We start from the raw sequence: 26,736 nt of genomic DNA, 5'->3' as shown, positions 1-26,736 counted from the left end.
AACGCCTCCGCCAGGGCGAGGCTTTCGGCGGTTCCGTGCGTGAGGGCGAACACGAGGCTGTTCAGAGCGAGTTCGAGGCGGCTTGCCGCGCCCGCCTCGTCGGAGACCCAGACCGTGCGCGAGCCGATCGCGTCGGCCGGGGTGGCGCACACCTCGATGCCTTCGTGAGCGGCCAAGGGCTCCGCCCTGGCACGGGTCCTGTTCCAGACGCGCACCGCGAAGTGCGCCCGCAGACGGCGCGCCACGGGCGCGCCGATGGTCCCGGTGCCGAGTACGGCGACCTTGTTCTGCGCCATGTGCGCCCTCCCCGAAGAGATGACATAATTGACCGATCGTTCCGTTATTGAGGCATGGGAATCCACCGCCGGGCAACGGGCACCAGGGCGGGGAGAGGCGGGGCCGGCGGTCGTCCGGGTCGGGGGCGGGGCCGGCGGTCGTCCGGGGCCGGCCCGTGAGCGCCTATTCCAGGAGCGACAGCGCCTGTTGAGCCGCCGCCCGCACGCGGGCCTCGCCGCCGGAGACCTTGCCGACCACCCGCATCCCCTGGAGCAGCACGAGCAGCATGCGGGCGAGGGCGCGCGGATCGCGGTCCTCAGGGATCTCCCCCTGGGCCCGCGCGCGGGTGAGCGCGGCGTGCAGCAGGGTCTCGATCTGCTCCCAGTTCAGCTCGACCCTGCGGTCGGCCGCGGGGTCGTGCGGGGCCAGTTCCACCGCCGTGTTGGTGACGAAGCAGCCCGCGCGCCCGGTACCGGGCGCGGACGACTCGGCCACGAACCGGGCGAGCAGGGCGCGCACCCCCGGGAGCGCGGGGCCGGGCCGGGAGAGCTCGTCGAGCAGCAGCGGGTCGTTCAGCTCCGTATAACGGTCCATGGCCTTCAGGTACAGCTCACGCTTGTTGCCGAAGGTCGCGTAGATGCTGGCGCGGCCGATGCCGAGGTGTTCGACGAGGTCCGCCATGGACGTCGCCTCGTAGCCACGACTCCAGAACAGGTCGAGCGCGGCCCTGAGCGCGGCGTCGGGGTCGAATTCCTTGGTCCTCGCCATGCGGCAGACGCTAGCCTCAACTGGAACGATCGGTCAAACAATGAGTGGATGGCCGCCGCCGCGCCCCGAGCGGAGCCCACGCGCCAGTGACGTGCGGCCCTGTCCCGTACCAGGATGTCCGCATGTCAGACACGAACATCACCCCCACGCCCGCGGGCTCAGGACCGCTGCCCCGCGAGGTCGCCGACACCTACGTCGACGAGCTCATCGCCCTGGACCCCGTCACCGGCACCTACCTCGGCGTCAAGGAGAGCAACAGCAGACTCCCCGACCTCTCCCCCGCGGGCCTCGACGCCCTCGCGGCGCTCGCGCGCACGACGCTGGCGCGGCTCGACGAGGCCGAGGCACGCCCGGGCGCCGACACCGGCGTGGAGCGGCGGTGCGCGCGGCTGCTGCGCGAGCGGCTCACGGCGGAGCTGGCCGTGCACGACGCCGACGAGGGCCTGCGCGCCGTCGGCAATCTGCACACCGCCCCGCACGCGGTCCGGGAGATCTTCACGGTGACGCCGATGGACACCGAGGAGGACTGGGCGGCGATCGCCGAGCGGCTGCGGGCGGTGCCCGGCGCGTACGAGGGCTACCGCGCCTCCCTCGAACTCGGCCTGGAGCGCAAGCTGTTCGCCGCGCCCCGGCCGACGGCGACGTTCATCGAGCAGCTGACGCAGTGGGCGGGCGCCGATGGCGGGCCCGGCTGGTACGAGGAGTTCGCGGCGGACGGGCCGCAGGCGCTGCGGAGCGAGCTCGACTCCGCGGCCAAGGCGGCGACCGGTGCGGTCGTGGCGCTGCGCGACTGGATGCGCGACGTGTACGCGCCCGCGATCGAGGGCGCGCCCGACGTCGTGGGCCGCGAGCGCTACGCCCGCCTCTCCCGCCACTTCAACGGCACGGACCTGGACCTGGACGAGGCGTACGCGTACGGCTGGGCCGAGTACCACCGGCTGCTCGGCGAGATGCGCGCCGAGGCCGAGAAGATCCTGCCGGGCGCGGCCACACCGTGGGTGGCGCTCGCGCACGTCGACGAGCACGGCGCGCACATCGACGGGGTGGACGAGGTCAGGCAGTGGCTGCAGGACCTCATGGACGAGGCGATCGAGGCGCTGGACGGCACGCACTTCGAACTCGCCGAGCGGGTGCGGAAGGTGGAGTCCCGGATCGCCCCGCCCGGCGGCGCCGCGGCCCCGTACTACACCGGGCCGTCGGAGGACTTCTCGCGCCCCGGCCGGACCTGGCTGCCCACCATGGGCGAGACCCGCTTCCCGGTGTACGACCTGGTGTCCACCTGGTACCACGAGGGCGTTCCCGGCCACCATCTGCAGCTCGCGCAGTGGGCGCACGTCGCCGACGACCTGTCCCGCTACCAGGCGACCGTGGGCATCGTCAGCGCCAACGCGGAGGGCTGGGCGCTGTACGCGGAGCGCCTGATGGACGAGCTCGGCTTCCTCACCGACCCCGAGCGGCGCCTCGGCTACCTGGACGCGCAGATGATGCGCGCGCTGCGGGTGATCGTCGACATCGGCATGCACCTGGAGCTGGAGATCCCCGCGGACTCCCCGTTCCACCCCGGCGAGCGCTGGACCCCCGAGCTGGCCCAGGAGTTCTACGGATCGCACTGCAGTCGGCCCGCGGACTTCGTCGAGAGCGAGATGACCCGCTATCTGACGATCCCCGGCCAGGCCATCGGCTACAAGCTCGGCGAACGGGCCTGGCTGCTCGGCCGCGAGAACGCGCGCCGCCGGCACGGGGACGCGTTCGACGCGAAGGCGTGGCACATGGCGGCGCTGTCACAGGGGTCGCTCGGGCTCGACGATCTGGTGGACGAGCTCTCGGCGCTGTGAGACGGGTGGGGCGGGGGCCCGCGCGGCTCCCGCCCCGTCCCGCTGTCCGGCCCCGGGCCGGCTTCGGTCCGGGGCCCGCCGTCACTGCCGGATGCCGCCCTCGGAGTGGATGACCTGCCCCGTGATCCACTCGGCCTCGTCCGTCGCGAGCCACGCGATGAGACGGGCCGGGTCGTCGGGCATGCCCCAGCGGCCCGCCGGGAAGAGGGCGGCGATGGCGTCGTACGCGTCGCCCGTCATGTAGTCCGTGTCCACGGGGCCGGGATTGACGGTGTTCACCGTGACGGCGAGTTCGGCGAGCGTCGTCGCGAGCGACCGCGTGGCCGAGGCCAGCGCGCCCTTCTGCAGGCCGTACGCGATCTCGCCCGGCATGCCGCCCGCGTTGTCCTGGCCGGACGTCATCATCATGACGCGGCCGCCGGGCGTGCGCGGCGCGAGCCCGGCGCGCAGCCGTGCGTACGCCTGCACGAGCAGGATCACCGAGCGGGTGTCGACCGCCCAGTGCACGTCGAGCATGGACGCGTCGATCTCGTCGAGGGTGCCGTCCATGCCGCTGCGGGCGTGGTTGGCGACGAGGATGTCCAGGCGCCCGCCGAGCGCCTCGGCGGCCGTGGCGACGAGGGCGGCGGGCGCGTCGGCGTCGGCGAGGTCGGCGGGGCCGTGCACGACCCGGGCGTCCGGGTCGGCCAGCGCCTCGCGCACGGAGGCGGCGACATCCTCCGGCCGGTCGGCGCCCCAGGGCATCTCGGCGTCGTGCGGGACGTGGTGGTGCAGATAGACGCTCGCCCCGTACGCGGCGAGGCGGCGGGCGATGGCGTAGCCGATGCCCCCGCGACGGCTCGCGCCGGTGACGAGGGCGGTGCGCCCGCGCAGCGGCAGCGGGTCGCGGCGGAGTTCGGCGGCGGTGGGCTGGGGAAGCTTGGGCATGACAGATCATGATGAGGGCCCGCGCCCGTGGGCGCACGTGATTAACGGCGCGTGGCCGAAGGCCCGTTGTCAGCGGCACGGGCAGATCGTGGCGGGCCGCGAGTACTGGAGCGAGGTCGGGTCCGCCCCGTCGCCCCAGTGACGGGCGGACCTCGTGCAGCCGATGCGGGTGCAGCCGATGCGGGACAAGGCCCGGCCCCGCCCTGCGGGGCCGCTCCCGCCCGGCTCAGCAGCCGCAGTCCGCGCCGTCGGCGGGGGCCGTCAGCGGGTCGGCGGCGCGCCGCTCGGTGCCCTCCCAGGTCTCGTACGCGAAGCCCTCACGAGCCCAGTACTCGAAGCCGCCCAGCATCTCCTTGACCTGGAAGCCCAGCTGGGCCAGGGCCAGGGCGGCGCGGGTCGCGCCGTTGCAGCCGGGGCCCCAGCAGTACGTGACGACCGGGACCGACGTGTCCAGGAGCTGCTCGGCCTGGCTCGGGATGAGCGCGGTCGGCAGGTGGACGGCGCCGGGGACGTGGCCCTGGTCCCAGGCGGCGGTGGAGCGGGAGTCGAGGACGACGAAGCCGGGGTCGCCGTCGGCGGCGAGCGCGGCGGCGACGTCGGACACGTCCGCGTGGAAGGCGAGGCTCGCGCCGAAGTAGGCGGCTGCCGCGGCGGGGGCGGCCGGGGGGACGCGCAGGACGGCGTTCGCGAGGGCGTTCGCGGCGGCGGGGTTCGCGCTGTCCGTGCCGGTCGCGCCGTCCCCGCTCGTTGCGGGCTTCGTGCTGGTCGGGGCGTTCGTGAGGTGTGCGGAAGTGGTGTGGTGCATGGCCAGAAATCTATGGCCGGGGCCCGCTGTCCTGAAGGGGCGAATCCCGGTCCACCTCTTGATCAGCCGGGGTTTTCCCTGTTTCCTCTCGGACATGACCGCATATTCCACGGACGCCACCGACTGGCGCATCCTCGACGTCCTCCAACGGCAGGGCCGGGCCAGTTACGCGGAGCTCGCGCGCGCCGTCGCCATGTCCCCGAGCGCGGTCACCGAGCGCGTGCGGCGCCTGGAGGAGGCCGGAGTGATCCAGGGCTACGCGGCCGTGGTCGACCCGGAACGGCTCGGCTTGCCGGTGCTCGCGTTCGTACGGCTCCGCTATCCGAACGGCAACTACAAGCCGTTCCACGACCTGGTCGAGGCGACGCCGGAGATCCTGGAGGCGCATCACGTCACGGGCGACGACTGCTTCGTCATCAAGGTCACCGCGCGCTCGATGCGGCACCTGGAGGAGGTCTCCGGCAAGATCGGCGCCCTCGGCTCGGTGACGACGAGCGTCGTCTACTCCTCTCCGCTGACCAGGCGGCCCCTCGGCCAGTGAGGCACGGGCACGGCAAGCCGCCCCGAGGGGCACCCACCTGTTTGACGTGCAGGCTCGTGCTTGCGTGATGGAGGGGTGAACACCGACACGGAGACGGGCAGGCCGCTGCCGGTGTCCCTGTGGTCCGGCGACCGGAACTGACGGCCGCTCCTCAGCGCCGCCCCTTCCGTACCGCCCCTCAGCGACGCCCTTCCCGCACGGCTCCTGGGCACGGCCGCTTCAGCACCGCACTTCAGCCCCGGCCCTTCAGCCCGCGCCGTGCTGCCGCACCACCGACCCCGCCCTGCCCTTCACGACCTCCAGCTGCGCGTGCACCCGGCGCCGCAGGTCCGCGACGTGGCTGACGATGCCCACGCTGCGGTCCCGCTCGCGCAGGGCGTCCAGGACGTCGAGGACCTCGTCGAGCGTCTGGTCGTCGAGGGAGCCGAAGCCCTCGTCGACGAAGAGGGTGTCCAGGCGCACGCCGCCCGCCTCGTCCGTGACGACGTCCGCGAGGCCGAGGGCGAGGGCGAGGGAGGCGAAGAAGGTCTCGCCGCCGGAGAGGGTGCTCGCGTCGCGCTCGCGGCCCGTCCACGCGTCGACCACGTGCAGCCCGAGGCCCGAACGGCCGCGCCCTGTGCGGTCGTCGGAGTGGACCAGGGTGTAGCGGCCCGACGACATGCGCTGCAGGCGCGCCGTCGCCGCGGCGGCGACCTGTTCGAGGCGGGCCGCGAGGACGTACGACTCCAGGCGCATCCGGCGTTCGTTGTCGGCGGAGGTGCCGGCCGCGAGCGTGGCGAGGCGCGCCACCCGGTCGTGCGTCTCGCGCAGCGGGGCGAGCCGCCGCGCGGCGGCGGCCGAGCGGGCGGAGAGCCGGTCGAGCTCGGAGCGACGGCGGGCGGCGGCGTCCAACGCCGACGCGGCGGTGCGCACGCGGGCGGCGGCCCTCTCCGCAGCGGACTCGGCGGCGGCGAGCTGCGCCGGGGGCTGCTGCGCCGCGGCGGCCGTGTCGGGCTCGGCGAGCAGGGCGCGGACAGCGGCCTGCTCGTGCTGCCAGGCGTCGATGCGGTGCTGGAGCTCGCGGTGGCCGAAGTCGTCGATGAGGGCCGCCGACGCGGCGGCCGGGGTGTCGAACCCGGCGCGGTAGGCGGCGTCGGCGAGCCGGGCGTCGGCGTCCTTGAGGCGCTGCGCGGACTCGTCCGCGGCGCGTGCGGCATCGGCGGCGGCGGTGAGGAGTGCGGCCTGGCGCTCCAGTTGCGACGCGCGCTGGGCGACACTCGCGGCGGCGCCGCGCGCACGGGCCAACTCCTCCTCCAGGACGGACTGTTCGGCGGCGATCGCGTCCCGCAGGGCGGCACGCGAGTCGACGCGGCGGGCGGCCTCCTGCTGCGCGGTGACGCGGCGGTCGTGCTCGCGCTCGGCCTGGGCGAGAGCCTCGCGGGCCGCGTGCAGCCGCGACGCGCGGTCGCGGGCCTCGGTGTACGCGCCGCGCAACTCCTCGACGGCCGCGGCGAGTTCGGCGACCGGCGTGTCCGACGCGGCCGCGGTGGCGGCGGCGAGCGACTCCCGTACGGCGGCGAGGTCCCGCTCGGCGGCGGCGCGCGCCTCGTCCGCGCGCTGGTGGGCGGCGAGGGCGGCCTCCTCGGCCGCGCGGTCGACGTGGCCCGCGGACTTGCGCGCGGGGGCGGGGTGTTCGGTGCCGCCGCAGACGGAGCAGGGGGCTCCGGCCGTGAGGTTCGCGGCGAGTTCGGCGGCGATGTCCGCCAGACGCTGCTCCTTGAGGCCGAGCCAGTGCTCGCGGGTCGAACCGGCGTGCTCGCGGGCGGTGAGGGCGCGTTCCTCGGCCGCGTCGGCCTCCCGGGTGAGGCGGTCGCGGCTGCGGGCCGCGTCGAGCTTCTCCTGCGCGGGCTGGAGCCGTCCCGCCAGGTGCTCGGTGCGGGCGGTGGCGTCCTGGGCGTCCTCGACGGCGTCGCGCAGCCGGGTCCGGCGGGCGTCCCAGTCGGCGAGCCAGTCCCCGGCCTCGGCGACGAGTTCGTCGTCGGCCCGTTCCTGCTGGTCCAGGTCGGCGCGCTGGGCCGTCAGTTCGGCCAGGCGCGGCTCTGCGCGGCGGGCGGAGGCGAGGGCGCCGAGCTCCTCGCTGGTCCGGCGCGCGGCGCTCGCGAGGCCCGCGGCGCCCTCGTCGGCGTACAGGGCGGGGAGGTGCGCACGCGCGCGTGCCTCCTCGGCCGTGGCGCGGTGGTGTTCCTCCTCGGCGTCGGCGCGCAGGGCGAGGGCCGGGGCGACGGTCTCGGCCTTGCGGGCCCGCTCCATGCGGGCGGTGAGCTGCCGGTGCTCGTCGGCGCGCGCGTCGAGCCGGGCGGCGCGCTCCGTGGCGTCGGCGAACCGCCGTTGGAGCCGTGCCAGTTCGCGTACGTCGTCGAGCTCGGCGGCCGCCTCGGCGTGCGCGGACTCGGCGTGGGCGAGGGCGCTGCGGGCGATGTCGAAGCGCTCGCGGGCGCCCGCGCGGGCCACGGCGGCCCAGGCGAGCACGGCGTCCGCGAGCCCCGGGTCGCCGGGGGCGGCGTCCGGCAGCGGCAGCTCCGCGCCCTCGCCCCCTGCCCGCGCCGCCTGCTGCATGCGGTGCGCGTCCGCGAGCAGTTCCGCGTCGCCCTCGCGCGCCCGCGCCTCCGCCGCGCGCCGCTGCTCGGCGAGGCGCGCCTCGACGGCGGCGAACCGGCGGGTGTCGAAGAGCCTGCCGAGGAGCTTGCCGCGGGCTTCGGCGTCCGCGCGCAGGAAGCGGGAGAAGTCGCCCTGCGGCAACAGCACGACCTGGCAGAACTGCTCCTTGCTCATGCCGAGCAGCTGGCTGATCTCCTCGCCGATCTCCTGGTGGGAGCGGCTGATGTCCTTCCAGCCGCTCGCGCGGTCGGACCCGGCGGCGGTGCCCGACTCGGTGGCAGGGCCCACCGCGCCGGAGGGCACGTCGGCACCCGCCCCGGACACTGCGTCGCCCCCGCCGCCGTACTCCCGAAGCCAGCTCTGGGCCTTGTCCGTCGTCGTGCCCGTGCCGCGTTTCTTCGGGCGCTCCCAGGGCGGCTGCCGGGTGATCTCCAGCCGGCGTCCGGCGACGGTCAGTTCGAGGCGCACCTCCGTGCGGGTGTCCGGGCGGGCGTGGTCGCTGCGCAGGGTCGCGCCCTGGCCGCCGCCCTGGCGCGGTCCGGGGACGGAGCCGTACAGGGCGTAGCAGACGGCGTCAAGGACGGAGGTCTTCCCGGCGCCGGTCGGGCCGTGCAGCAGGAAGAGCCCGGCGGCCGACAGTTCGTCGAAGTCGATGTCCTGGGTGGTGCCGAAGGGACCGAAGGCCGTGATCCGCAGCCGGTGCAGCCTCATCGGGCCACCTCGCGGAGCACGTCGTCGGCGCGGACGGCGTCGAAGGCGTCCCGCAGCACGTCCCGCTCGCGCGCGTCGGGGCCCGCGCCGCGGACGTGGGTCACGAAGTCCTCCGCGATCTGCTGGTCGTCGCGGCCCTTGAGCCGCTGGGCGTACGACACGTCCGGGTCCTCGGGGGCACGGTCCGGGTCGAAGGCGAGGCTGAGGGTGTGCGGGAAGCGCTCGCAGAGCCGGGCCATGGGGTCGTCGGGGCGCACCGGGTCGGTGAGCGTCGCCTCCACCCAGGCCTCCTCGTGGCGGGCGAGGTCCGGGTCGCGCAGCAGTGTCTCGATGTCTCCCCGGATGCGGGCGAGGGGTCGCGGCACCGGGCAGTCGATCCGCTCGGCCTCGATCTCCCCGGCCGCGGCGAGGTCGACGAGCCACATGCTCTTGCGGTGGTTCGCCTCCGAGAAGGAGTACGGCAGCGGGGAGCCGCTGTAGCGCACGCGCTCGCTGATGGTCTGGCTGCCGTGCAGGTGGCCGAGCGCCACGTAGTCGACGCCGTCGAAGACCCCGGAGGGCACGGCCGCCACCCCGCCGACCGTGATGTCCCGCTCGCTGTCGCTGGCCTCGCCGCCGGTCACGAAGGCGTGGGCGAGGACGACGGACCTGGTGCCGGGCGTCCGGGCGGCCAGGTCGGCGCGCACCCGCTCCATGGCGGCGCCGAGCACGGCCTCGTGGCCCGCCCCACGCACCCCGAACTCGTCCCTGACCAGGGCCGGTTCGAGGTAGGGCAGGCCGTAGAACGCCACGTCGCCGTGGGCGTCGGCGAGCACCACGGGCTGCCCGCAGCCCGCCGGGTCCGTCCGCAGGTGGATGCCCGCGCGCCCGATGAGCCCGGCGCCGACGCCGAGGCGGCGCGCCGAGTCGTGGTTCCCGGAGATCATCACCGTCGGTACGCCGAGGTCGGCGAGCCGGTGCAGCGCGTCGTCGAACAGCTCGACGGCGGCCAGCGGCGGCACCGCCCTGTCGTACACGTCTCCCGACACGACGACGGCGTCCACCTCGCGGTCACGCGCGGTGGCGACGAGGTGGCCGATGAACGCGGCCTGGGCGTCGAGCATGCTCACGCGGTGGAACGCCCGGCCCAGATGCCAGTCGGACGTGTGCAGAATTCTCAAGACGCCGCTCCGGCCCGCATGCTCGCTCTCCCCTCCGGTGCCGCGGCTCGGGGACCGACCCGGCACGGGCCCCGCCGACAGCACCCACCACGCTAGCGCCTGCGGGCACCTGCTCGATCACGGGCCTCGATACGCCCCTGGCGACGGCGGCGTTTCCGGGGAGCGGTACTCGGGCCGCTGCTCCTCTTCCGTGGCGGGCGACGGCGCGGACGGCTCACCGGAGGACGGCGAGGGGGACGAGGGCGAGGGCGACGAAGGGGACGGGGACGACGAGGACATCGACAGGGACGGAGACGGGGAGGGCTGGTCGGCGGGCGGCTGTGTCTTCTTGTCTCCGGCGCCCGTGTCGCCCTTGTCGCGCGCGAACCACTCGCCGCTCTTCGGGTCGTACATGACGAACACGTTCACGACGTGGGCGGCGGGTGCCACGAACACGACGTCCGACGAGCGGTACCCGGGCCACGCGTCGCCCGTCCGCTTCGGGGTGCTCTGCTGCGCGACGGGGGGCAGCAGCGGGTTTCCGCAGGCGCAGCGCACGCGCGGCACGCCCCGGTCGTCGACGAGCACGGCGGTGCCTGCCTGGAGGACCGCCTGGTAGGCGGTGGGGGCGCCGTCGCGGTAGCCGTGGTTGGTGACGCGGGTGTCCATGCGCAGCTGCGCGGGCGTGAGCGCCCGCAGGTACGTGGGGACGGCGGCCGCGTCGATGTCGAGGGCCGAGGCGAACGCCTTGTTCTTCGCCGGGTCCTTCCCGAGGACGTCGACCTGCTTCTCCACGTCGCAGGCCCCGACCTTGCGCGTCCCGCCGTAGAGGCCGGGGGCGGCGCCGTCGATGCCGCGCGTCACGTTGGCCGACGCCGAGGAGTCGGCCGGCGCCGTCGGGGACGGCGGAGTGCCGTCGTCCCGGGCGGTCGACTCGGTGAAGGGGTCGGGGCCCGGCTTCCCCGCGGCCTGCAGGAGCACCTCGCCGCCGGAGTCCTCGGCACCGTCGGGCCGGGTGAGGACGACGGTCAGGACCACGGCGGCCACGACGGCGAGGCCGATCATCGCCACGCGCGGCGCCGACTTCCACCAGGGGCGGTCCGGCGCCGGGCCCTGGCCGGGGCCGCCGGACGGTTCCTGCCCGCCCCCTCCCCCGTCGCCGGACCCTCCCCTGTCGCCAGGCCCGTCCCCGCCCGGGCCCCGGCCGCTCGGGGGTCCCGAGGGCCGGTCCCCGCCGGGCGGGGGCGTCGATCCGGGCGGGCCCGCGCCCGGGGTGCCGCTCTGCTGGGTGGCGCCCGGCCGCGAGGGGCCCGAGAGCGGGCCGGACGGGGGCCCTGTGGGGCGGCCTGACGAGGGCGGTTCGACGCTCACGAAGACTTCTTCCCTGCGTAGGGAAACGTACGGAACTGGTCAGCTTTTTGACTACTCCATACGTTTTATTGCATTACGCGCCTATTGTGTGTCCGGATTCCTGGAGGCTCGCAAGCCGACGCGGTCGGCCCTCCCGAGGGGCGCGCCGCCGCGGGGCTGCTTAGCGTGACAACGTGAGTCACCAGACACCGCCCGGCCGGGCGGGCACGGGGCACGCGCCGCAGAGCCTGCGGGACCCCCACGGCTGGCCGCACGCCTTCGTCGCCGTACTCGCCGCGCTGGTGGCCATGGCCGTCGTCGCCGCGCTCGGGCTGTGGGCCGCGGGGGCCGGGGACCTGCCCGACGGCGCGTTCCCCTCCGTTCTCGCGGCGGTCGTCGTCATGGCGGTCGGCGGCTCCGTCGGACTGTCCGGCGGGGCCGGGGCGTTCGCCGAGACGGACGCGGCTCTCGGCGTGCTCCCCCTGTCGGTCACCCTCGTCGGCGCGCTGGTGATCGCCGCCGGGTTCCTGCGGCCGCTGCGGCACCGCGCCGTCGCCGACGCCAAGGAGCTGACCGGCTGGGCCGCCCGGATCGCGCTGCTGTGGGTGCTGTCCCTCGTGGGCCTCGGCCTGGGGGCCCGCCACCGGTTCACCGTCGACCTCGGGGGCGAGGCCGCGGCCGACATCGGTGATCTGCTGGGGGCCTCGCCCGAGGTCGGGTTCGAGACGGATGTGCCGCTGACCGTCCTGTTCGGGCTGCTGTGGCTCGCGGGCGTGCTCGCCATGGCGCTGCTCGTCGCGCGCGGGGCCCCGCTCCCCGCCCGCCTGGTGCGCTTCCAGGAGTCGGTGCGCCCCGCGGCCCACGCCATGGTGGTCCTGCTGCTCGCGTACGTCGCCCTCGGGCTCGCCGTCGGCCTGGTCGTGGCGGCGACGCGGGGCCACGCGGCCGAGACCTTCGCGGTGCTGCTGCTCGGGTTGCCCAACCTGCTCTGGCTCGCCTTCACTCTGGGGCTCGGGGCCTCCTGGGAAGGCCGCGTGGACGGGCCGTTCGGGTTGCCGATGCCGCGCGTCCTCGACCAGGTCCTGCGCACGCCGAGCGACTCGAAGGTGAGTCTGCGGACGCTCTCCGACCACGACGGCCGGGTGTGGTGGCTGCTCGTCGTCGCGGCGGTCATGGTGCTGGGGGCCGCGTTCCTCATGGCGGCGCGCTCGCCCGCCCGGATGCGGGCCTGGCAGCACGCCGTGCACATGGCGGTGGCACTGGCCCTGACGGTGTTCACCGTCTGCGTGCTGGCCGGTGTCTCCGCCCACGCGGGCCTGTCGCTCCTGGGCATCGGAGACCTCGGCGGCGGCCTCACCGGCCTGGTGAAGCTGCGTCCGCATCTGGGGACGGCGGTGCTGCTCGCCGTGGCCTGGGGGCTCGTCGCCGGGTTCGTCGGCGGCTTGCTCGCGCGGCCGGTCCACCGGCGCGGCGAGGTGGGGCGCACGGGCCCCGGCGAACGCTGACGGGAACGGACGCGCGTGGCCGGAGGGCTCTCGGCGCCCTGGCCGATGCCGACGGGGGCTGTCCGGACCGGACGGGTGCTGTCCCGGATCGGACGGGGGCCGTCCGGATCAGACAGGTGCTGTCCGGATCAGTCGGGCAGCTGCCGGAAGACCGGCCGGGCCCAGCCCGGCGGCTCCGGCGGCGCCCCCGGTTCCGCCGGGGCTCCCACGACCTGGAGGTCCACCCGCGTCGGCGCGTGGCCCCGCGCGTCGCCCGTGACCGCGGCCCGCAGCGCGGCCACGAACTCCAGGCAGGAGCCGTAGCGCTCCTCTGGGCTCTTGGCCAGCGCCTTCGCGAGGACGCCGTCGAGGGCGCCGGGGCTGCCGGGGCGCTTCTCGGTGAGCCGCGGCGGCTGGTCGTACTGGTGGGCCCAGAGCAGCGCCATGTCGTCGTCGCGCTGGAAGGGCGGCCCGCCGGCCAGGCTCTCGTGGACGACGCAGGCGAGGCTGTAGACGTCGCACCTGCCGTCCACGGGGCGGCCCGAGATCTGCTCCGGTGCCACGTAGTCCAGCGTCCCGACGAACTGGCCCACGGACGTGAACCCGGTCAGCGAGAGCGACTTCTTCGTCAGGCCGAAGTCCGTGAGGTAGACGTGCTCCGGGTGGTCGCTGTCCGTGCCCTTGGCGACGAGGATGTTGCCGGGTTTGACGTCGCGGTGGACGAGTCCGTGGTCGTGGGCCGCGTCGAGCGCGGACGCGACCTGCGCGGCGATGCGCAGGGCCGTGCCGACGGGCAGCGGGCCCGAGCGGTCGAGCAGATGACGCAGGTCGAGCCCGGGGACGTAGCGCATGGCGATGTAGAGCACGCCGTCGGTCTCGCCCGCCTCGAAGACGGGAACGATGTGCGGATGCTCGATCGCGGCGGCCACGCGCGACTCGTGCGTGAAGCGCTGTCGGAACGTGTCGTTGCGTGCCAGCTCGGGCGCGAGCAGCTTCAGGGCGACGGTCCGGTCCAGGCGCAGGTCCTTGGCGCGGTAGACGACGGCCATCCCGCCGCGCCCGATCTCGCTCTCGACCCGGTAGCCCGCGATCTACTTCCCGACCAGGTCGGAGGGGCGCCCGGAGTGCGGGCTGCGGCTCGACGGCGCTTCCCGCGGCGCGGGCCCCATCAGGTCTCACCTCGCCGGGCGGACGGGTCGGGGTCGGAGTCGACCGCGACGGGCGGGATACGGCGGGTGGGGTCTTCGCCGTACGGGTCGGCAGCCGCGCCTTGGCCGTACGGGCCGGGAGCCACGCCTTCGCCGTACGGATCCGGCGCGACGCCTTGGCCCTGCGGATCCGGCGCGGCCTCGACCACCCGCGTCGGCTCCGGTCCCGGCCCCGGAGCGGGCCCGTCGCCGTGGACGCTCGGCCCCTCCCCCGCCGCGTACGTGCTGAGCCGGGCCCCGTCGCAGTACACCCACCGCTCGTGTTCGGCGTCGTAGAGCCACACCGACTCGCCGTCCACGATCACGCCCACGCGCAGGCCGCGGGTCCGGCGGTGGAAGGACTCGCCGTCCGCCGTGCCGCCCGCGAGCTCCTCAGCCGCGCGCCGGTAGCGGGTCAGCGCGTCCCCGGCACGCGCCAGGAGCGGGCGGGGGTCGGCCGTGCGGGCCAGCCGGTGGCCCGCGGCGGGCGGGGCCTGCGGCACGGCGACCAGGAGGCGGCCGTCGACCCAGGCAGACCAGCCGTTGGCGCAGACGATCCGGCCCCAGTCGCCGAGCCGGTCGACCAGCTGCACGGGCAGCAGTGCGTCGAGCGGCGTCGTCGGCCGGTCGGCGTCCGGCGCCTCCCAGGCGGGCAGCCCGTCCTGGGGGACGACATGTGTGGGCCGGAAGTCCGCAGTGGTCATCTCGTCTGCTCCCGCTCGCCTTGTCCGCTCCCGCTCGCCTCGTCCGTTTCCGCTCCTGCTCGCCGCTCGCTACTTCCGCATGATCGCGGGCTCGTGCCGTCGCAGCATCCTGGCCACCGCGTACCCGAAGACGACCGAGAGGGCCACCAGTACGCCCATGTTCAGCAGCCACACTCCCGCGGAGTGCCGGAACAGCGGATCGGCCGTCAGCTCGCCGGGGACGATCCTGCCGAGGCCGATGGTCCCGGCCATCGCGCCGAGGGCCCAGCGCGAGGGCACGAGCCACGCCAACTGCTCGACGCCGGGCACCCCGTGGAGCTTCAGGAGCGCGCCGCAGAACACCACCTGGACGATGGCGAGGAGCACGAGCAGCGGCATCGTCACCTCTTCCTTGCGCACCAGGGCGGAGACGAGCAGGCCGAGCATCATGGCCGTGAAGGCAAGGAGGGCCACCGCCAGGGTGATCTCGGCCAGCGGCGGCAGGAGCACTCCCTCGCCGGCGGGCGCGTTGAGGTCGACGCCGAGCAGGGCCACCAGGGTCAGCACGACGGCCTGCAGCACGGTGATGGTGCCGAGCACGACCACCTTGGACATCAGATACGCCGATCTGGAGAGCCCCACGGCCCGTTCGCGCTGGTAGATGACGCGCTCCTTGACCAGTTCCCGCACGGCGTTGGCGGCGCCGGTCAGGACCCCGCCGACGCACAGGATGAGCAGCGCGTTCATCGCCGTCTCCTGGGTCAGCCTGCTCCCGGCGAGTGCGCGGGCCATGGCGCCCATCACGAACGGCAGCGCGATCATGATGGCGAGGAACGTGCGGTCCGCCCCGAGGGCGGCCGCGTACCGCCGGACCAGGGTGCGCAGTTGGGAGCCCCAGCTCTGCGCCTTCGGCGGCGGCGCGAAGGCGGCGGCCGCGCCCGCTCCGCCGTGGCCCGCGCCGCCCTGCGGCAGGAGATGCGGCTGCGCGGACGAGTTGACGATGTACCGCTGGTGGAACGGCGACTGCCGGTAGCTCCCGGCCCAGTCCCGGTCACGGTCCCCCTCGAAGGCCTCGAACGCCTCGGGCCACTGTGCGTGGCCGAAGAACGGGAGCGCGTCCTGGGGCGGCCCGTAGTAGGCGATCCTGCCGCCCGCCGCGAGCACGAGGAGCCGGTCGCACACGTCGAGGCTGAGCACGCTGTGGGTGACGACGATGACGGTCCTGCCGTCGTCGGCGAGTCCGCGCAGCATGTGCATCACCGAGCGGTCCATGCCGGGGTCGAGCCCGGACGTCGGCTCGTCGAGGAAGAGCAGCGAGGGCTTCGTGAGCAGTTCGAGGGCGACGCTCACGCGCTTGCGCTGGCCGCCGGAGAGGCTGTGGATGGGCTGGTCGGCGCGCTGCTCCAGGCCGAGTTCGCGGATGACCTCATCGACCCTGGCCCGGCGTTCGGCCTTCTCGGTGTCCTGGGGGAAGCGCAGTTCGGCGGCGTATCCGAGGGCTCTGCGCACGGTGAGCTGCGTGTGCAGGATGTCGTCCTGCGGTACGAGACCGATGCGCCTGCGGAGCTCGGCGTAGTCGCGGTAGAGGTCGCGGCCGTCGTAGAGGACGGTGCCGCCGTCGGCGGGGCGCAGGCCGGTGAGGGCGTTGAGGAGGGTGGACTTCCCCGCGCCGCTGGGGCCGACGACGGCGAGCAGGCACTTCTCGCCGACGGGGAAGGAGATCCGGTCGAGGAGCGTCTTGCGGCCCCGGTCGACGGCGACGGTCAGCTCCTGCACGTCGAGCGACACCTCGCCGGTGTCGACGTACTCCTGCAGCTGGTCGCCGACGAGGCAGTACGCGCGGTGCCCGACGCCGACGATGTCCCCCGGCATGACCCGGGCGCGGGCGGTCAACTGGCCGTTGAGGTAGGTCCCGTTGTGGCTGCCGAGGTCCACGATCTCGTACGTGCCGCCGGCGAGGAACCGCAGCTCCGCGTGGTGGCGTGACACGACCAGGTCGTCGATGACCAGGTCGTTGTCTGCTGCGCGGCCGATGCGGACGGTGCGGGTGGGCAGGGGGCGCACGGTCGTCGGCTGCCGGAAGGTGCCGGTGGCCGAGGGGGTGCGGACGGCGGAGGGGCGCTCGGGGGGCGCGGGGGCGGGCGGCTCACGGCCGACGAGCACCGCGCGCGGGCCGTCGGTGACGTTGCCGAAGCGCAGGACGCTGCCGGGGCCGACGTCGCACGCGTGGACGCGGTGTCCGTCGGCGTACGTGCCGTTCGTACTGTGCTCGTCGGCGAGCGTCCAGTGGTCGAGCTCGGGGTGCAGGACCGCGTGGTGCCAGGAGACGCGCGCGTCGTCGATGACGATGTCGCTGAGCGGGTCGCGGCCGACGTGATAGTCCCGGCTCGGACTCATCACCGTGGAGCCGGTGTCGGTCTCGAGGACGAGTTCGGGCGCAGTCGGCGTCACGGGCCGCTTCCCCATGCCTGAATTCTACCGATTCACACCCGTTCACGCCTGGGCTCGGCGCTGGGGCAGGCCGCCCGGGGATCGCCCCCACCGGGCCACGCCACCCGGACCGCGCCCCACCCGGACCGCGCCCCGCCCCGCCCCCGTCAGGCGTCCCCGTACGCCTCGCCCCCGAGCTCGAACACCGCGCTGCCCGCCGTGGCGTCCGCGAGCCACGCCTCGAAGGCCTCGACGTCGGCGTCGGGAAGGCCGATCTCGATGGTCACCGCGTCCCCGTACCGCACGTCGCGCACCTCGCGTCCCGCCGACCGCAGGTCGTTCTGGATCCGGCCCGCGCGCTGGTGGTCGACCGTGACGGTGGCGAGCCGGAAGCGCCTGCGGGTCAGCGTGCCGAGCGCGTCGAGCGCCTCGCCGACGGCGCCGCCGTAGGCGCGGATCAGGCCGCCCGCGCCGAGCTTGACGCCTCCGTAGTAGCGGGTCACGACGGCGACGACGTACCGCATGTCGCGGCGGAGCAGCATCTGGAGCATGGGGACGCCCGCGGTGCCGCCCGGTTCGCCGTCGTCGCTCGCCTTCTGTACGGAGGCGTCGGCGCCGATGACGTACGCGAAGCAGTTGTGCGTGGCCGTCGGGTGTTCCTTGCGGACGCGGGCGACGAAGTCCTGGGCCTCCTGCTCGGTGGCGGCGGGTGCGAGCGCGCACAGGAAGCGCGAGCGGTTGATCTCGGTCTCGTGCACGCCCTCACGGGCCACGGTGCGGTACTCGTCCTGCATCAGGCCACCCTATGCGCTCGCCTCTCCCGGCCCCGCGCGCCGGTCGCCGGGCCGGGCGCGGGATTCCGGGACCACGCCGCGCGGGCCGCCGGTACAGTGATCGACCGTGACGTCACCCTCGAAGTCCACCGGCGAAGTGTCCGACGAGACCGGCATATTGGGCGCCCTCCTGGCCGCGGAGCCCGTCGTCGTGGTCGAGACCCGCGAGGACCCGGCCGACGCGGCCCTGTTCCCCGAAGAGGTCGCCTACGTGGCGAAGGCCGTGCCGAAGCGACAGCGCGAGTTCACCACCGCGCGGCACTGCGCCCGCACCGCGCTCGCCCGCATCGACGTGCCGCCCGGGCCCATCCTGCGCGGCGACAAGGGTGCGCCGGTCTGGCCCGACGGCGTCGTCGGCAGCATGACGCACTGCCTGGGCTACCGCGCCGCGGTCGTCGCCCGCGCCGGCGGTGTCCTGTCGGTCGGCGTCGACGCCGAACCGGCCGAGCCGCTGTCCGACCCGGGCGTCCTGGAGCTGGTCAGCGACGAGAAGGAGCGCGCCGCGCTGGCCGCGCTCGCCGTCGCGGAGCCCGCCGTGCCGTGGGACCGGCTGCTGTTCAGCGCCAAGGAGTCGGTCTACAAGGCGTGGTTCCCGCTCGCCCGGCGCTGGCTCGGCTTCGAGGACGCGCACCTGGACATCCGCGCGGACGGCACGTTCACCGCCGAGCTCCTGGTGGAGGGGCCCGTGGTCGCGGGCTCGCGCCTGACGGGGTTCTCCGGCACGTGGCTGGTACGGGACGGGGTCGTGGTGACGGCCATCGTGATGCGGCGGGAGCAGGCAGGGCGGACAGGGCAGGCGGGGCAGGCGGGATAGGGACCGGACTGCCGGACGGGCCCCGGACGCGCGGCGCGGACGCCCCCGCACCCCCGCCCGCCCCGGGGCATCCTCACGCGAGCCCCGCGAGCGTCCCCCAGAACATCTCCTCGTAGTCCTGGAGCAGCCGCCCTTGCCGCAGCGCGGTCGCGGGCGTGAGGCGCTCCAGGTCGATGCCCTCCTGGAGCGCGGCGAGGGTCGCGCGGTCGAGGTCGGGGGCGGGCCCGGCGAAGAAGTCGAAGAAGCCGCAGGCCTCGTCGGAGAAGCCGTAGCGCCCGCGCAGCGCGTCCGCGAGGGCTGCGCAGTAGCCGCCCCACGCCGCGAAGTTGGCGGTGAGGGCGAGCACGGCGTCGGCCGGTTCGGCGTTCAGGGCGAGCCAGGCCACGTACGCCGGGTAGGCCTGGCAGCCGGCCGTCGGGACGTACGCCGCCGCCTGCTCCGCGTCCACCCCGCAGGCGGTGAGCAGCGGGCCGAGCCGGTCGAGGGCCACCGACTCGCCCTCGGCGAGCCCCGCGAAGAAGGCCGCGCACGCGGGCAGGCCCGCGTCGGCGGAGCGGGCGGCCAGATGCAGGAAGGACCGGCGGTCGGCCGGGATGACCCGGCACTGCTCCAGGGCGAGGGCGGCGAGCGCGCGCCGGTCGGCGCCGCCGTCCGCGACGAGGGGGACCAGCGCGTTCGCGTGCGGCTTCGGGGCGAGCTCCGCCGTCGCGCCGTCCAGGAGTTCGCGTGCCGTGCCGCTCAGCGGCTCGCGGGGCGTCGGTGTCATCGTTCGGCCTTTCCGTGGTGACGGACTTTACGGAACCCATGAAACACAAGCGACTTATGTCACTCACCCGACCAACAGCGCTTTTCGGTACGGCTGTCGCGGATGCTAACTTTTACAGTGCTGTAGAAATTGGTCGGCGACAACCGCCGACACCGACTGATGGAGTTTTTCCATGGCCCTGTGGGACCGCTTGAAGGAATCCGCCTCGACGATGCAGGCGCAGCTGACGGCGAAGAAGAACGACCTCACGAGCGGGGCCTTCCGCGACTCCAGCATGGCGATGTGCGCGCTCGTCGCCGCCGCCGACGGCACCGTGGACGCCGCCGAGCGCCAGCGCGTCGCGCAGCTGATCGCCACCAACGAGGTGCTGCAGAACTTCCCGGCGGACGACCTGCGGCGCCGCTTCGACGCGTACGTGGACAAGCTGACGGCCGACTTCGCGTTCGGCAAGGTGAGCGTGTTGCAGGAGGTCGCGAAGGCCAAGAAGAAGCCCGCGGAGGCGCGTGCCGTCATCCAGATCGGCATCGTCATCGGCGGCGCCGACGGCGACTTCGACAAGGACGAGCAGGCCGTGGTGCGCGAGGCGTGCTTCGCCCTCGACCTGCCGCCGCACGAGTTCGACCTCTGAGCGGCACGCGGGCCCGCAGGACCGGTGCGCCCCAGCCCTCACGGCCCCCACAGCCCCCACGGCTGAAGCCTCACAGCGGCGTGGCGGCCCGCAGGACGAGCACCATCGTCACCGCCGCGTTCGCCGAGGACATCGCGGACACGGCGGTGCCGCACGCGGCGCCCCAGAGCGCGAGGCCCATCGCCGTGAACAGCGAGGGCCGGGTGCGGGCCGCGGGCGCCGGGCCCAGGAGCGCGGCGACGCGGCGCGGCACCGGGCCCACCGCGGCGAGGCCCGCGAGTCCGGCGAGCACGGGGCCCGGCGTGCGCGGTCGCGCGAGCGCGGCCTTGCCGATGGCGCGCGCCACCACACGCCGGTCCCGTACGACCGCCGCGGCCTCCTCGTCGGCCCACCGCTCGGCGGTGTACGCGGTGGCCGTGCGCAAGGGCCGCAGGAACGGGTTGGCCCGTGCCGCCAACTGCGTCACCAGCAGGAACCGGTGGTGGCGCGCGGCGAGATGGGCGCGCTCGTGGGCGAACAAGGCGCGCCGTTCGGCGGGTTGGAGCCGATCGAGCAGCGCGCGGCTGACGACCACGCGCCCCTCCAGCGTGCTCCGCCCACGGGACGTCCGGCCGCCGGCCCGGCGTCGGCGCGCCCCTCGGCCCTCGGCCCACCGCTCTTTCCCGGGCAGGGCGTAGGCGTACGCCTCGGTCGCGTCCGGCAGGACGGCCACCGATGTCCCGGGCAGGCCCGCGAGCGCCCGCCACCCCCGTCGTCGTACCGTCACATGCCGCCACAGCGTGCGCGCGATCCCGGCGCAGACGATCGTCAGCGCCGGGATCGCGGCCCTGCCCGCGACCTCGTCGTAGGGCAGCACGGCCCGGACCTCCGGGTCCGACCAGCCGTCGGGCAACGGGTTGCCGGGGAGCTGGGCGGTGCCGACGACCATGAGCAGGGCCAGGCAGAGCGTGCTGCACAGCGCCATCACGGCGGCGAGCGCGGTCAGCAGGCGGGTCGCGGTGCGCGGGTGCAGATGCTGGGCGGCGAGCCGCGCGACCGGCCAGGCGGTGAGCGGCAGCACGAGCGGCAGGAAGACGAAGAGCCCCATGCTTGCGGTCAGTCCTCCGCGTCGGCGGTGCCGCCCGCCTCGCCGAGCAGATCGCGCAGCAGCCGCTCGTCGGCGGCGGACAGCGTGGTGACGAAGCTGGCGAGCACCGCCTCCCGGTCGCTCTCGCCGTCGAGGACCTTGCGCATGCGCAGCGCGGCGAGCCCGGCCTCGTCGGCGGTGGACCGCCACACGAAGGAGCGGCCCGCGCGTTCACGTGTCACCACGTTCTTGGCGAGCAGTCGCGTGAGGATCGTCATGACTGTCGTGTACGCGAGGTCGCCGCCGATGCGCTCCTGGACCCAGGCCGCGCTCACCGGTCCGCGCGCGCCGTGCAGCGCCGCGAGCACCTGGGCCTCCAGCTCGCCCTGCCCGCGCCTGCGCGGACGCGGCTCCTGCGGCCCGTCCGTGTGCTGCGTCATGCCGTGTCCTCGCTTCCCGTCGCGGTGCGCCGCGCCTGCCGTCGCCCGTGCTCCGCGCGCCCTGCGCTCCCTTCGCATCACATACCTCATGTATGTCGCGTACGTCTCATAGGGAGCGCCACATCGTAACGGCCGGAAGGGGCGGTACCCACTTCGAACGCTTCTACACTCATGTAGATTCTAAGTCCCGGCCCTGACCACGGCCGGAAGCGATTCTCGGTAGCGGACCACAGGAGGACACGTGGGAGTTTCCCTCTCCAAGGGCGGCAATGTCTCGCTGAGCAAGGAGGCGCCCGGCCTCACGGCCGTGCTGATCGGCCTGGGCTGGGACGTGCGGACCACCACCGGCACTGACTACGACCTCGACGCCAGCGCGCTGCTCTGCGACGACTCCGGAAAGGTCGTCTCCGACCAGCACTTCATCTTCTACAACAACCTCACGAGCCCCGACGGCTCCGTCGAGCACACCGGCGACAACCTCACCGGTGAGGGCGAGGGCGACGACGAGGCCGTGAAGGTCAACCTCGCCGGGGTGCCCGCCGAGATCACGAAGATCGTGTTCCCGGTGTCGATCCACGACGCGGAGAACCGCGGCCAGAGCTTCGGCCAGGTCCGCAACGCCTTCATCCGCGTGGTGAACCAGGCGGACAACCAGGAGATCGCCCGCTACGACCTCTCCGAGGACGCCTCCACGGAGACCGCGATGGTCTTCGGCGAGCTCTACCGCCACGGCGCCGAGTGGAAGTTCCGCGCCGTCGGGCAGGGCTACGCCAGCGGCCTGCGCGGCATCGCTTCGGACTTCGGCGTCAACGTCTGACACCCGCCCGGCGGCGCCGCGGACACGACGGCCGACCGCCCGGACCCTGCGGCGGCGCCTGCCCGGGAATCACCCGGCAGGCGCCGCCGTTGGCGTAGTGAGACCGACGACACCCCTGGAGGCCCGACATGTACGGCGACCCCGCCACCGTCCGCAGGATCCTCACCGGACCCGGTGACACCTGGGCCGTCGTCGGCCTGTCGAACAACGAGCGGCGCGCCGCGTACGGCGTCGCCGAGGTCCTCCAGCGCTACGGCAAGCGCGTCGTGCCGGTCCACCCGAAGGCGGAGACGGTGCACGGCGAGAAGGGGTACGCCTCACTGGCCGAGATCCCCTTCGACGTCGACGTCGTGGACGTGTTCGTGAACAGCGACCTCGCGGGCGCCGTCGCCGACGAGGCCGTGGCCATCGGCGCGCGGGCCGTGTGGTTCCAGCTCGGCGTCATCGACGAGGCGGCGTACGAACGCACCCGCGCCGCGGGCCTCGACATGGTCATGGACCGGTGCCCCGCCATCGAGATACCGCGCCTCGGGACGCCTGCGTAGGGCGGGCCGTCGGCGAGGGCGGATCACCGCCGTCTGGAGGGTCCGGCGGTGCAGCGGGTCGGCCGGGTCGGTGCCGGTGAGGCGGTGGATGCGGTCCAGGCTGTACGTCAGGGCGCGCACGCTGAGGTTCAGGCGGAGGCCGGCAGGGACTCGGCGGAGGCCGGCGCGGCAGGTCCCGTCCTGTACGCCCGCGTCGCCGCGAGGTGCGCGCCGACCAGGGCGCGCGGTCCGTACCCGGCGTCGGCCGCGCGCTCGCCGCGTGCGCGCCGCGACTCCAGCTCCTCGCGGGTCAGTCCCCGGCCGGTGGCAAAGGCGTCGGCGAGTATCCGGGCATGGCCGTCCAGGTGGTCACCCGGTATGCCATGGCTCCTCACCTGCAACCCCCGTACCCCGACCAGTTCCTGACGGCTTTTCACGCATGGAGGGCGGGGTGGACGGCTCGGGGTGAGGGTGTGGGCGGAGGCACGGCGTCATGCGCAGTCGGCGTGCGGCCAGGGCTCCTCCGCGGGTCCGGCGGGCGCGGGTCCGGCGGGCCGGCCGTCGGCGGCGCGGGCGGTACGGGGACGGGCCCGGCCAGGGGCGAGCGCCACCGAGCAGGGCACGGCCCAGAAGAACGCACCGGGGGCGTAGTACGCGTGCGGCCGGGCGCTGCCGCCCACCGCGAGCTGCTCCCCCGCCGCGGACGGGTCCTGCCGGACCTCGACGACGGCCACGGTCCCGTCGGGCGCGGCCACTTCGGCCCGGCCGGACTCCAGGTCGACCCAGCCGGTGCGGACCGTGCAGACGGAGCCGACGAGGTCGCGCGGCGACGGCCCTGCGCGGTCGCGCGCGGCCCGCGTCGACACGCGGACCAGGCCGCGCGTCACGCCGTACGCGACGAGCGCGGACACCGCGAGCAGCCCCAGGTCACCGGCCGCGTGCGCGAGCCCCGTCCAGCCGGTCCGCGCGAGCGCGACGGAGCCCGCCAGGCTCACCAGCCAGCCCGTGCCCACGAGCAGCGAGACGGCCACGGCCACCGGCACCCCGCCGAGACCCGCGGCGCCCAGGTCGGCGTCCTCGTCGAAGGTGTCCGCCCGGCCCAGGCCCACCGCGACGAGCAGCCAGAAGCACACCACCACCGCCATCGCGGAGGTGAAGGCCACACCTGGGAACCCCACCGCCGCGTCGATCAACTCCCCCATGCCCCCGCCCCCTTGACCGGTCACGCACGGGAGCCGCACACACCCGGGCGCCGGATCCCGTTTCCGTGATCCGGCACCCGGGCCTCGCCCCCCGTCCCTGCTCTCCCATCCTGACGCGACCGGGCCCTTCGTCGCACTGCCATTTTCCGGCAGTCTTTACGCGCTCTTGATGCCGCATCGGCGCGCAGCCGTGGGCGCGTACCAACGGGGCAGGTGGGACGGGTAGTCGCCCGCAAGCAGGGGCGCGGGCAGCTACAGGCAGGGCGCGCGAAGAGGGCAGAAGAGGGCAGGGGCGCGGGTGGCACGGGATGCCCCGAGTGGGGGGTTGGCGCCCCTGACGTGCGGGGCGTCGAGCCGGGGCATCCCGTGCCGGTCTCGTATCGCGCGCCGCGCGCGGCCCTGCACGGCCCGCGACGCCGCCGGAAGACGGAACGCGCCGTGGACGCGGAAATCGTCGTCAGGCAGACTGCCGCTTCCGGCACGCGACTTCGGCGTTCATGACAACCGCATCCATGACAGGCACGACCGTACCGGGGTCCGCGCCCGCGGGAGCGTCGGAGTTCCGCCAGTGTCGGCATTCCGACGCCAGGACAGGGAAAACGATGGCATGGACGCGACATCGGAGCAGATCCCGCAAAGCCCGCACACCCCTGTACTCGCCGGGCTCGGCGTCGGCCCCGGCGACGAGCGCGTGTACCGCGCGCTCCTCGCGGCCCCCGGCTCGACGCTCACCGCGCTCGCGGCGGCCACCGGCCTCGCCGAGGAGTCGGTGCGCGGGCACGTGCGCTCGCTGGCCGAACTGGGTCTTCTGACGGGAGCCGCGGACGGCACGGAGCGGCTCACCCCGGCCCCGCCCGACGTGGCGCTCGAAGTCCTCGCGCTGCGCCGCCAGGAGGAGATCGCGCACGCGCGCCTCGCCGCGGCCGCGCTCGCCGAGGAGTTCCGGGCCGGGCGGCTGCGCGGCGAGGGCTCGCCGGTGCAGGTGCTCCGCGGCCGTGAGGCCATCGCCCAGCAGTTCTTCCAGACCCAGCAGACGGCCAGGACCGAGATGCTGATCCTGGACAAGCCGCCCTACGTCGTGGAGCCGCTCAGGCGCCAGGACACCGTGCAGCGGGAGCGTCTCGACAAGGGCCTGCGCTATCGCGCGATCTACGACCAGGCGGGCCTCGACGGCCCCGGCCGCGTGGAGGCCACCCGGGAACTCGCCGAGCGCGGCGAGGAGAGCCGGGTCCTCGCGGACGTACCGCTGAAGCTGGTGGTCGCCGACCGCCGGGTGGCGCTCGTGCCGTTCGTGCTGCCCAGCGAGGAGGAGATCCTGGTCCTCCAGCAGTCCGCGCTGCTCGAAGGGCTCATCGCCCTCTTCGAACTCCTCTGGCAGCGCGCCACGCCCCTGTGGCCCGCCGCCCCCGCCGCCCACGCCGGCCTCTCCCCCGAGGACGAGCTCCTCCTCGCCCATCTGCGCGCCGGACTCACCGACAGCGCCATCGCCCGCCGCCTCGGCGTGGCCCAGCGCACGGTCGAGCGCCGGATGAGCCGGATCATGGCGGTGCTCGGGGTGCGGACGCGGTTCCAGGCGGGGGTCCGTACGACGGCGCTGTACGGGCACGGCGACGAGGGGCGTCCGGGACAGGGTCTTACGGAACGGTGACGCGGGGCCGCGGCGCGGGCCGGACGGGCTGCTGCCTGCCTAGCGTGGGCGGCATGCGGGTACTGGTCACCGGCGGAGCCGGGTTCATCGGAACACACGTCGTCGACGCGCTGCTCGCGCGCGGCCACGAAGTCGTCTCCTACGACGCGGTCCTGGCGTCGGCGCACGAGGGGCCGCCGCGCGCGGCGCGGGCCGGGGAACGGCTCGTCGTCGGGGACGTGCGCGACCCCGACGGCGTGGCGTCGGCGCTGGCCGGTGTCGACGCGGTGTGCCACCAGGCGGCGATGGTGGGGCTCGGCAAGGACTTCGCGGACGCGCCCGCGTACGTCGGCTGCAACGACCTGGGTACGGCGGTGCTGCTCGCCGCGATGGCGCGGGCCGGGCTGCGGGACCTGGTGCTCGCCGGCTCGATGGTCGTCTACGGAGAGGGGCGGTACACGTGCGCCCGGCACGGCGTGGTGCGGCCCGGACCGCGCGCCGAGAAGGACCTGGTGGCCGGGTGCTTCGAGCCGCGCTGTCCGTCCTGCGGCGCGGAGTTGGCGCCCGGCCTGGTGTCCGAGGACGCGCCCGCCGACCCGCGCAACGTGTACGCCACGACGAAGCTGGCACAGGAGCACCTGAGCGCGGCGTGGGCCCGCTCGACCGACGGCCGCGCCGTGTCGCTGCGCTACCACAACGTGTACGGCCCGGGCATGCCGCGTGACACTCCCTACGCCGGGGTGGCCGCCTTGTTCCGCTCGGCGCTCGCCCGCGGTGAGGCGCCGCGCGTCTTCGAGGACGGGGGCCAGCGGCGGGACTTCGTGCACGTACGGGACGTGGCGGCGGCCGCGGCGACGGCCCTGGAGTCCGTGCGGGACGCGGGGGTCGCCGGGACGTTCACCGCGTACAACACGGGCAGCGGCGAGCCCCGCACCGTCGGCGAGATGGCCCGCGCCCTCGCCGACGCCCACGGCGGACCCGCGCCGGTGGTCACCGGCGAGTACCGGCTCGGCGACGTCCGCCATGTGACGGCGGACTCGGCCCGCCTGCGGGCCGCGCTCGGGTGGCGGCCGGAGGTCGGCTTCGCCGCGGGGATGCGGGAGTTCGCGGGGGCGGAGCTGCGGTGAGGGCGCCTGCGGGGCCGGGGGCGCGGGCTGCGGCACAGGCGCGCACGCGGCAGGCGCTGCGGGGCGGGCAGGCCTGGGCGGCGGCGCCCGGAGCCCCGGGCCAGTCCGGCGGGTCGGCG

Annotated in this window: 24 protein-coding genes and 2 pseudogenes; 9 read left to right on the top strand and 17 right to left on the bottom strand. The window is 74.8% G+C overall.

The features are described 5' to 3' along the window. Nucleotides 1-164: 164 nt before the first annotated feature. Both QUY26_RS41015 and QUY26_RS34860 read right to left on the bottom strand, forming a co-directional pair. Nucleotides 165-296: pseudogene (locus QUY26_RS41015) on the bottom strand (NAD(P)-binding domain-containing protein); the annotation flags it as partial. 163 nt (nt 297-459) lie between these two features. Further along, on the bottom strand, nt 460-1,044 hold the full coding sequence (locus tag QUY26_RS34860) for a TetR/AcrR family transcriptional regulator (RefSeq protein WP_289953763.1): 585 nt from the start codon (nt 1,042-1,044) through the stop codon (nt 460-462). A gap of 122 nt (nt 1,045-1,166) precedes the next feature. On the opposite strand from QUY26_RS34860, the gene QUY26_RS34855 reads away from it, so the two are divergent. After that, nucleotides 1,167-2,879 carry a DUF885 domain-containing protein gene (locus QUY26_RS34855; RefSeq protein ID WP_289953761.1) on the top strand — a complete coding sequence of 571 codons (1,713 nt, stop codon included), beginning with the start codon at nt 1,167-1,169 and terminating at the stop codon, nt 2,877-2,879. Nucleotides 2,880-2,960: 81 nt separating this feature from the next. Here QUY26_RS34855 and QUY26_RS34850 read toward each other — a convergent pair whose 3' ends face one another. Next, nucleotides 2,961-3,806 (bottom strand): SDR family oxidoreductase, encoded by an 846-nt coding sequence (locus QUY26_RS34850; protein ID WP_289953759.1) that lies wholly within the window; start codon nt 3,804-3,806, stop codon nt 2,961-2,963. Between the two features lie 226 nt (nt 3,807-4,032). After that, nucleotides 4,033-4,611 (bottom strand): rhodanese-like domain-containing protein, encoded by a 579-nt coding sequence (locus QUY26_RS34845; RefSeq protein WP_289953757.1) that lies wholly within the window; start codon nt 4,609-4,611, stop codon nt 4,033-4,035. A 94-nt stretch (nt 4,612-4,705) separates the two neighbouring features. Between QUY26_RS34845 and QUY26_RS34840 the strand changes: the two genes are divergently transcribed. Next, complete coding sequence (locus QUY26_RS34840) at nt 4,706-5,152, top strand: Lrp/AsnC family transcriptional regulator (RefSeq protein ID WP_289953755.1); 447 nt, start codon at nt 4,706-4,708, stop codon at nt 5,150-5,152. Nucleotides 5,153-5,398: 246 nt separating this feature from the next. On the opposite strand, the gene QUY26_RS34835 is transcribed toward QUY26_RS34840, so the two are convergent. The 3 genes from QUY26_RS34835 to QUY26_RS34825 form a co-directional block, all read right to left on the bottom strand. Continuing rightward, the gene (locus QUY26_RS34835) at nt 5,399-8,500 is read right to left on the bottom strand and encodes an AAA family ATPase (protein ID WP_289953753.1); all 3,102 of its coding nucleotides are present in this window, start codon (nt 8,498-8,500) and stop codon (nt 5,399-5,401) included. After that, nucleotides 8,497-9,660: an exonuclease SbcCD subunit D gene (locus QUY26_RS34830; protein WP_289953752.1), complete on the bottom strand. Its 1,164-nt coding sequence runs from the start codon at nt 9,658-9,660 to the stop codon at nt 8,497-8,499. The genes QUY26_RS34835 and QUY26_RS34830 overlap by 4 nt, the downstream gene beginning before the upstream one ends. Before the next feature lie 117 nt (nt 9,661-9,777). Next, nucleotides 9,778-11,010, bottom strand: a complete 1,233-nt coding sequence (locus tag QUY26_RS34825; RefSeq protein ID WP_289953750.1) for a DUF6777 domain-containing protein — start codon at nt 11,008-11,010, stop codon at nt 9,778-9,780. Nucleotides 11,011-11,183: 173 nt separating this feature from the next. Here QUY26_RS34825 and QUY26_RS34820 point away from each other — a divergent pair, with 173 nt between their 5' ends. Next, nucleotides 11,184-12,494 (top strand): streptophobe family protein, encoded by a 1,311-nt coding sequence (locus tag QUY26_RS34820; protein ID WP_436840455.1) that lies wholly within the window; start codon nt 11,184-11,186, stop codon nt 12,492-12,494. Between the two features lie 128 nt (nt 12,495-12,622). Here the strand turns inward: QUY26_RS34820 and QUY26_RS34815 are convergent, their stop codons facing one another. From QUY26_RS34815 to QUY26_RS34800, 4 genes are all read right to left on the bottom strand, one after another. Next, on the bottom strand, nt 12,623-13,564 hold the full coding sequence (locus QUY26_RS34815; protein ID WP_289956298.1) for a serine/threonine-protein kinase: 942 nt from the start codon (nt 13,562-13,564) through the stop codon (nt 12,623-12,625). Between the two features lie 77 nt (nt 13,565-13,641). Further along, nucleotides 13,642-14,364, bottom strand: a complete 723-nt coding sequence (locus tag QUY26_RS34810) for a hypothetical protein (protein ID WP_289953748.1) — start codon at nt 14,362-14,364, stop codon at nt 13,642-13,644. A 69-nt stretch (nt 14,365-14,433) separates the two neighbouring features. Then, nucleotides 14,434-16,809: an FHA domain-containing protein gene (locus QUY26_RS34805; RefSeq protein WP_289953746.1), complete on the bottom strand. Its 2,376-nt coding sequence runs from the start codon at nt 16,807-16,809 to the stop codon at nt 14,434-14,436. Nucleotides 16,810-16,940: 131 nt separating this feature from the next. After that, complete coding sequence (locus QUY26_RS34800) at nt 16,941-17,567, bottom strand: YigZ family protein (protein WP_289953744.1); 627 nt, start codon at nt 17,565-17,567, stop codon at nt 16,941-16,943. A 154-nt stretch (nt 17,568-17,721) separates the two neighbouring features. Here QUY26_RS34800 and QUY26_RS34795 point away from each other — a divergent pair, with 154 nt between their 5' ends. Continuing rightward, the gene (locus tag QUY26_RS34795; protein ID WP_436840547.1) at nt 17,722-18,420 is read left to right on the top strand and encodes a 4'-phosphopantetheinyl transferase family protein; all 699 of its coding nucleotides are present in this window, start codon (nt 17,722-17,724) and stop codon (nt 18,418-18,420) included. Nucleotides 18,421-18,493: 73 nt separating this feature from the next. On the opposite strand, the gene QUY26_RS34790 is transcribed toward QUY26_RS34795, so the two are convergent. Next, entirely contained in the window at nt 18,494-19,186 is a 693-nt protein-coding gene (locus QUY26_RS34790; protein ID WP_289953742.1) for a transcriptional regulator, read from the bottom strand. Nucleotides 19,187-19,358: 172 nt separating this feature from the next. Here QUY26_RS34790 and QUY26_RS34785 point away from each other — a divergent pair, with 172 nt between their 5' ends. Continuing rightward, nucleotides 19,359-19,814: a tellurite resistance TerB family protein gene (locus QUY26_RS34785; protein WP_289953740.1), complete on the top strand. Its 456-nt coding sequence runs from the start codon at nt 19,359-19,361 to the stop codon at nt 19,812-19,814. Nucleotides 19,815-19,884: 70 nt separating this feature from the next. Here QUY26_RS34785 and QUY26_RS34780 read toward each other — a convergent pair whose 3' ends face one another. Both QUY26_RS34780 and QUY26_RS34775 read right to left on the bottom strand, forming a co-directional pair. After that, complete coding sequence (locus QUY26_RS34780) at nt 19,885-20,901, bottom strand: M48 family metalloprotease (protein ID WP_289953739.1); 1,017 nt, start codon at nt 20,899-20,901, stop codon at nt 19,885-19,887. 8 nt (nt 20,902-20,909) lie between these two features. Then, nucleotides 20,910-21,320, bottom strand: a complete 411-nt coding sequence (locus tag QUY26_RS34775; protein WP_289953737.1) for a BlaI/MecI/CopY family transcriptional regulator — start codon at nt 21,318-21,320, stop codon at nt 20,910-20,912. A gap of 241 nt (nt 21,321-21,561) precedes the next feature. Between QUY26_RS34775 and QUY26_RS34770 the strand changes: the two genes are divergently transcribed. After that, complete coding sequence (locus QUY26_RS34770) at nt 21,562-22,137, top strand: TerD family protein (protein WP_289953735.1); 576 nt, start codon at nt 21,562-21,564, stop codon at nt 22,135-22,137. Between the two features lie 128 nt (nt 22,138-22,265). Further along, nucleotides 22,266-22,682: a CoA-binding protein gene (locus tag QUY26_RS34765; protein ID WP_289953734.1), complete on the top strand. Its 417-nt coding sequence runs from the start codon at nt 22,266-22,268 to the stop codon at nt 22,680-22,682. Between the two features lie 12 nt (nt 22,683-22,694). Here the strand turns inward: QUY26_RS34765 and QUY26_RS41235 are convergent. The 3 genes and pseudogenes from QUY26_RS41235 to QUY26_RS34755 form a co-directional block, all read right to left on the bottom strand. After that, nucleotides 22,695-22,826, bottom strand: a pseudogene (locus QUY26_RS41235) (PucR family transcriptional regulator); the annotation flags it as partial. Beyond that, complete coding sequence (locus QUY26_RS34760; RefSeq protein ID WP_436840454.1) at nt 22,811-23,056, bottom strand: hypothetical protein; 246 nt, start codon at nt 23,054-23,056, stop codon at nt 22,811-22,813. The pseudogene QUY26_RS41235 and the gene QUY26_RS34760, both read right to left, overlap by 16 nt. A gap of 96 nt (nt 23,057-23,152) precedes the next feature. Then, nucleotides 23,153-23,863, bottom strand: a complete 711-nt coding sequence (locus QUY26_RS34755; RefSeq protein WP_289953733.1) for a hypothetical protein — start codon at nt 23,861-23,863, stop codon at nt 23,153-23,155. A 607-nt stretch (nt 23,864-24,470) separates the two neighbouring features. Here QUY26_RS34755 and QUY26_RS34750 point away from each other — a divergent pair. Continuing rightward, a complete protein-coding gene (locus tag QUY26_RS34750; RefSeq protein WP_289953732.1) occupies nt 24,471-25,511 on the top strand; it encodes a helix-turn-helix domain-containing protein in 1,041 nt (346 codons plus the stop codon). Nucleotides 25,512-25,564: 53 nt separating this feature from the next. Further along, entirely contained in the window at nt 25,565-26,617 is a 1,053-nt protein-coding gene (locus QUY26_RS34745) for an NAD-dependent epimerase/dehydratase family protein (RefSeq protein WP_289953731.1), read from the top strand. The last annotated feature ends 119 nt before the right edge of the window (nt 26,618-26,736 follow it).

Source organism: Streptomyces flavofungini (assembly GCF_030388665.1).
GTDB classification, from domain to species: Bacteria; Actinomycetota; Actinomycetes; order Streptomycetales; family Streptomycetaceae; genus Streptomyces; species Streptomyces flavofungini_A.
The sequence above is the reverse complement of the archived record's forward strand: the minus strand, read 5'-3'. Positions and strand labels throughout refer to the sequence as shown.

Bases quoted from the DNA above. Each gene is read 5' to 3' on its own strand.
- QUY26_RS34750 (WP_289953732.1), top strand. From the start codon at position 24,471: ATGGACGCGACATCGGAGCAGATCCCGCAAAGCCCGCACACCCCTGTA.
- QUY26_RS34840 (WP_289953755.1), top strand. From the start codon at position 4,706: ATGACCGCATATTCCACGGACGCCACCGACTGGCGCATCCTCGACGTC.
- QUY26_RS34765 (WP_289953734.1), top strand. From the start codon at position 22,266: ATGTACGGCGACCCCGCCACCGTCCGCAGGATCCTCACCGGACCCGGT.
- QUY26_RS34780 (WP_289953739.1), bottom strand. From the start codon at position 20,901: ATGGGGCTCTTCGTCTTCCTGCCGCTCGTGCTGCCGCTCACCGCCTGG.
- QUY26_RS34810 (WP_289953748.1), bottom strand. From the start codon at position 14,364: ATGACCACTGCGGACTTCCGGCCCACACATGTCGTCCCCCAGGACGGG.
- QUY26_RS34775 (WP_289953737.1), bottom strand. From the start codon at position 21,320: ATGACGCAGCACACGGACGGGCCGCAGGAGCCGCGTCCGCGCAGGCGC.
- QUY26_RS34755 (WP_289953733.1), bottom strand. From the start codon at position 23,863: ATGGGGGAGTTGATCGACGCGGCGGTGGGGTTCCCAGGTGTGGCCTTC.
- QUY26_RS34850 (WP_289953759.1), bottom strand. From the start codon at position 3,806: ATGCCCAAGCTTCCCCAGCCCACCGCCGCCGAACTCCGCCGCGACCCG.
- QUY26_RS34860 (WP_289953763.1), bottom strand. From the start codon at position 1,044: ATGGCGAGGACCAAGGAATTCGACCCCGACGCCGCGCTCAGGGCCGCG.
- QUY26_RS34790 (WP_289953742.1), bottom strand. From the start codon at position 19,186: ATGACACCGACGCCCCGCGAGCCGCTGAGCGGCACGGCACGCGAACTC.
- QUY26_RS34745 (WP_289953731.1), top strand. From the start codon at position 25,565: ATGCGGGTACTGGTCACCGGCGGAGCCGGGTTCATCGGAACACACGTC.
- QUY26_RS34800 (WP_289953744.1), bottom strand. From the start codon at position 17,567: ATGCAGGACGAGTACCGCACCGTGGCCCGTGAGGGCGTGCACGAGACC.
- QUY26_RS34835 (WP_289953753.1), bottom strand. From the start codon at position 8,500: ATGAGGCTGCACCGGCTGCGGATCACGGCCTTCGGTCCCTTCGGCACC.
- QUY26_RS34855 (WP_289953761.1), top strand. From the start codon at position 1,167: ATGTCAGACACGAACATCACCCCCACGCCCGCGGGCTCAGGACCGCTG.
- QUY26_RS34785 (WP_289953740.1), top strand. From the start codon at position 19,359: ATGGCCCTGTGGGACCGCTTGAAGGAATCCGCCTCGACGATGCAGGCG.
- QUY26_RS34845 (WP_289953757.1), bottom strand. From the start codon at position 4,611: ATGCACCACACCACTTCCGCACACCTCACGAACGCCCCGACCAGCACG.
- QUY26_RS34805 (WP_289953746.1), bottom strand. From the start codon at position 16,809: ATGGGGAAGCGGCCCGTGACGCCGACTGCGCCCGAACTCGTCCTCGAG.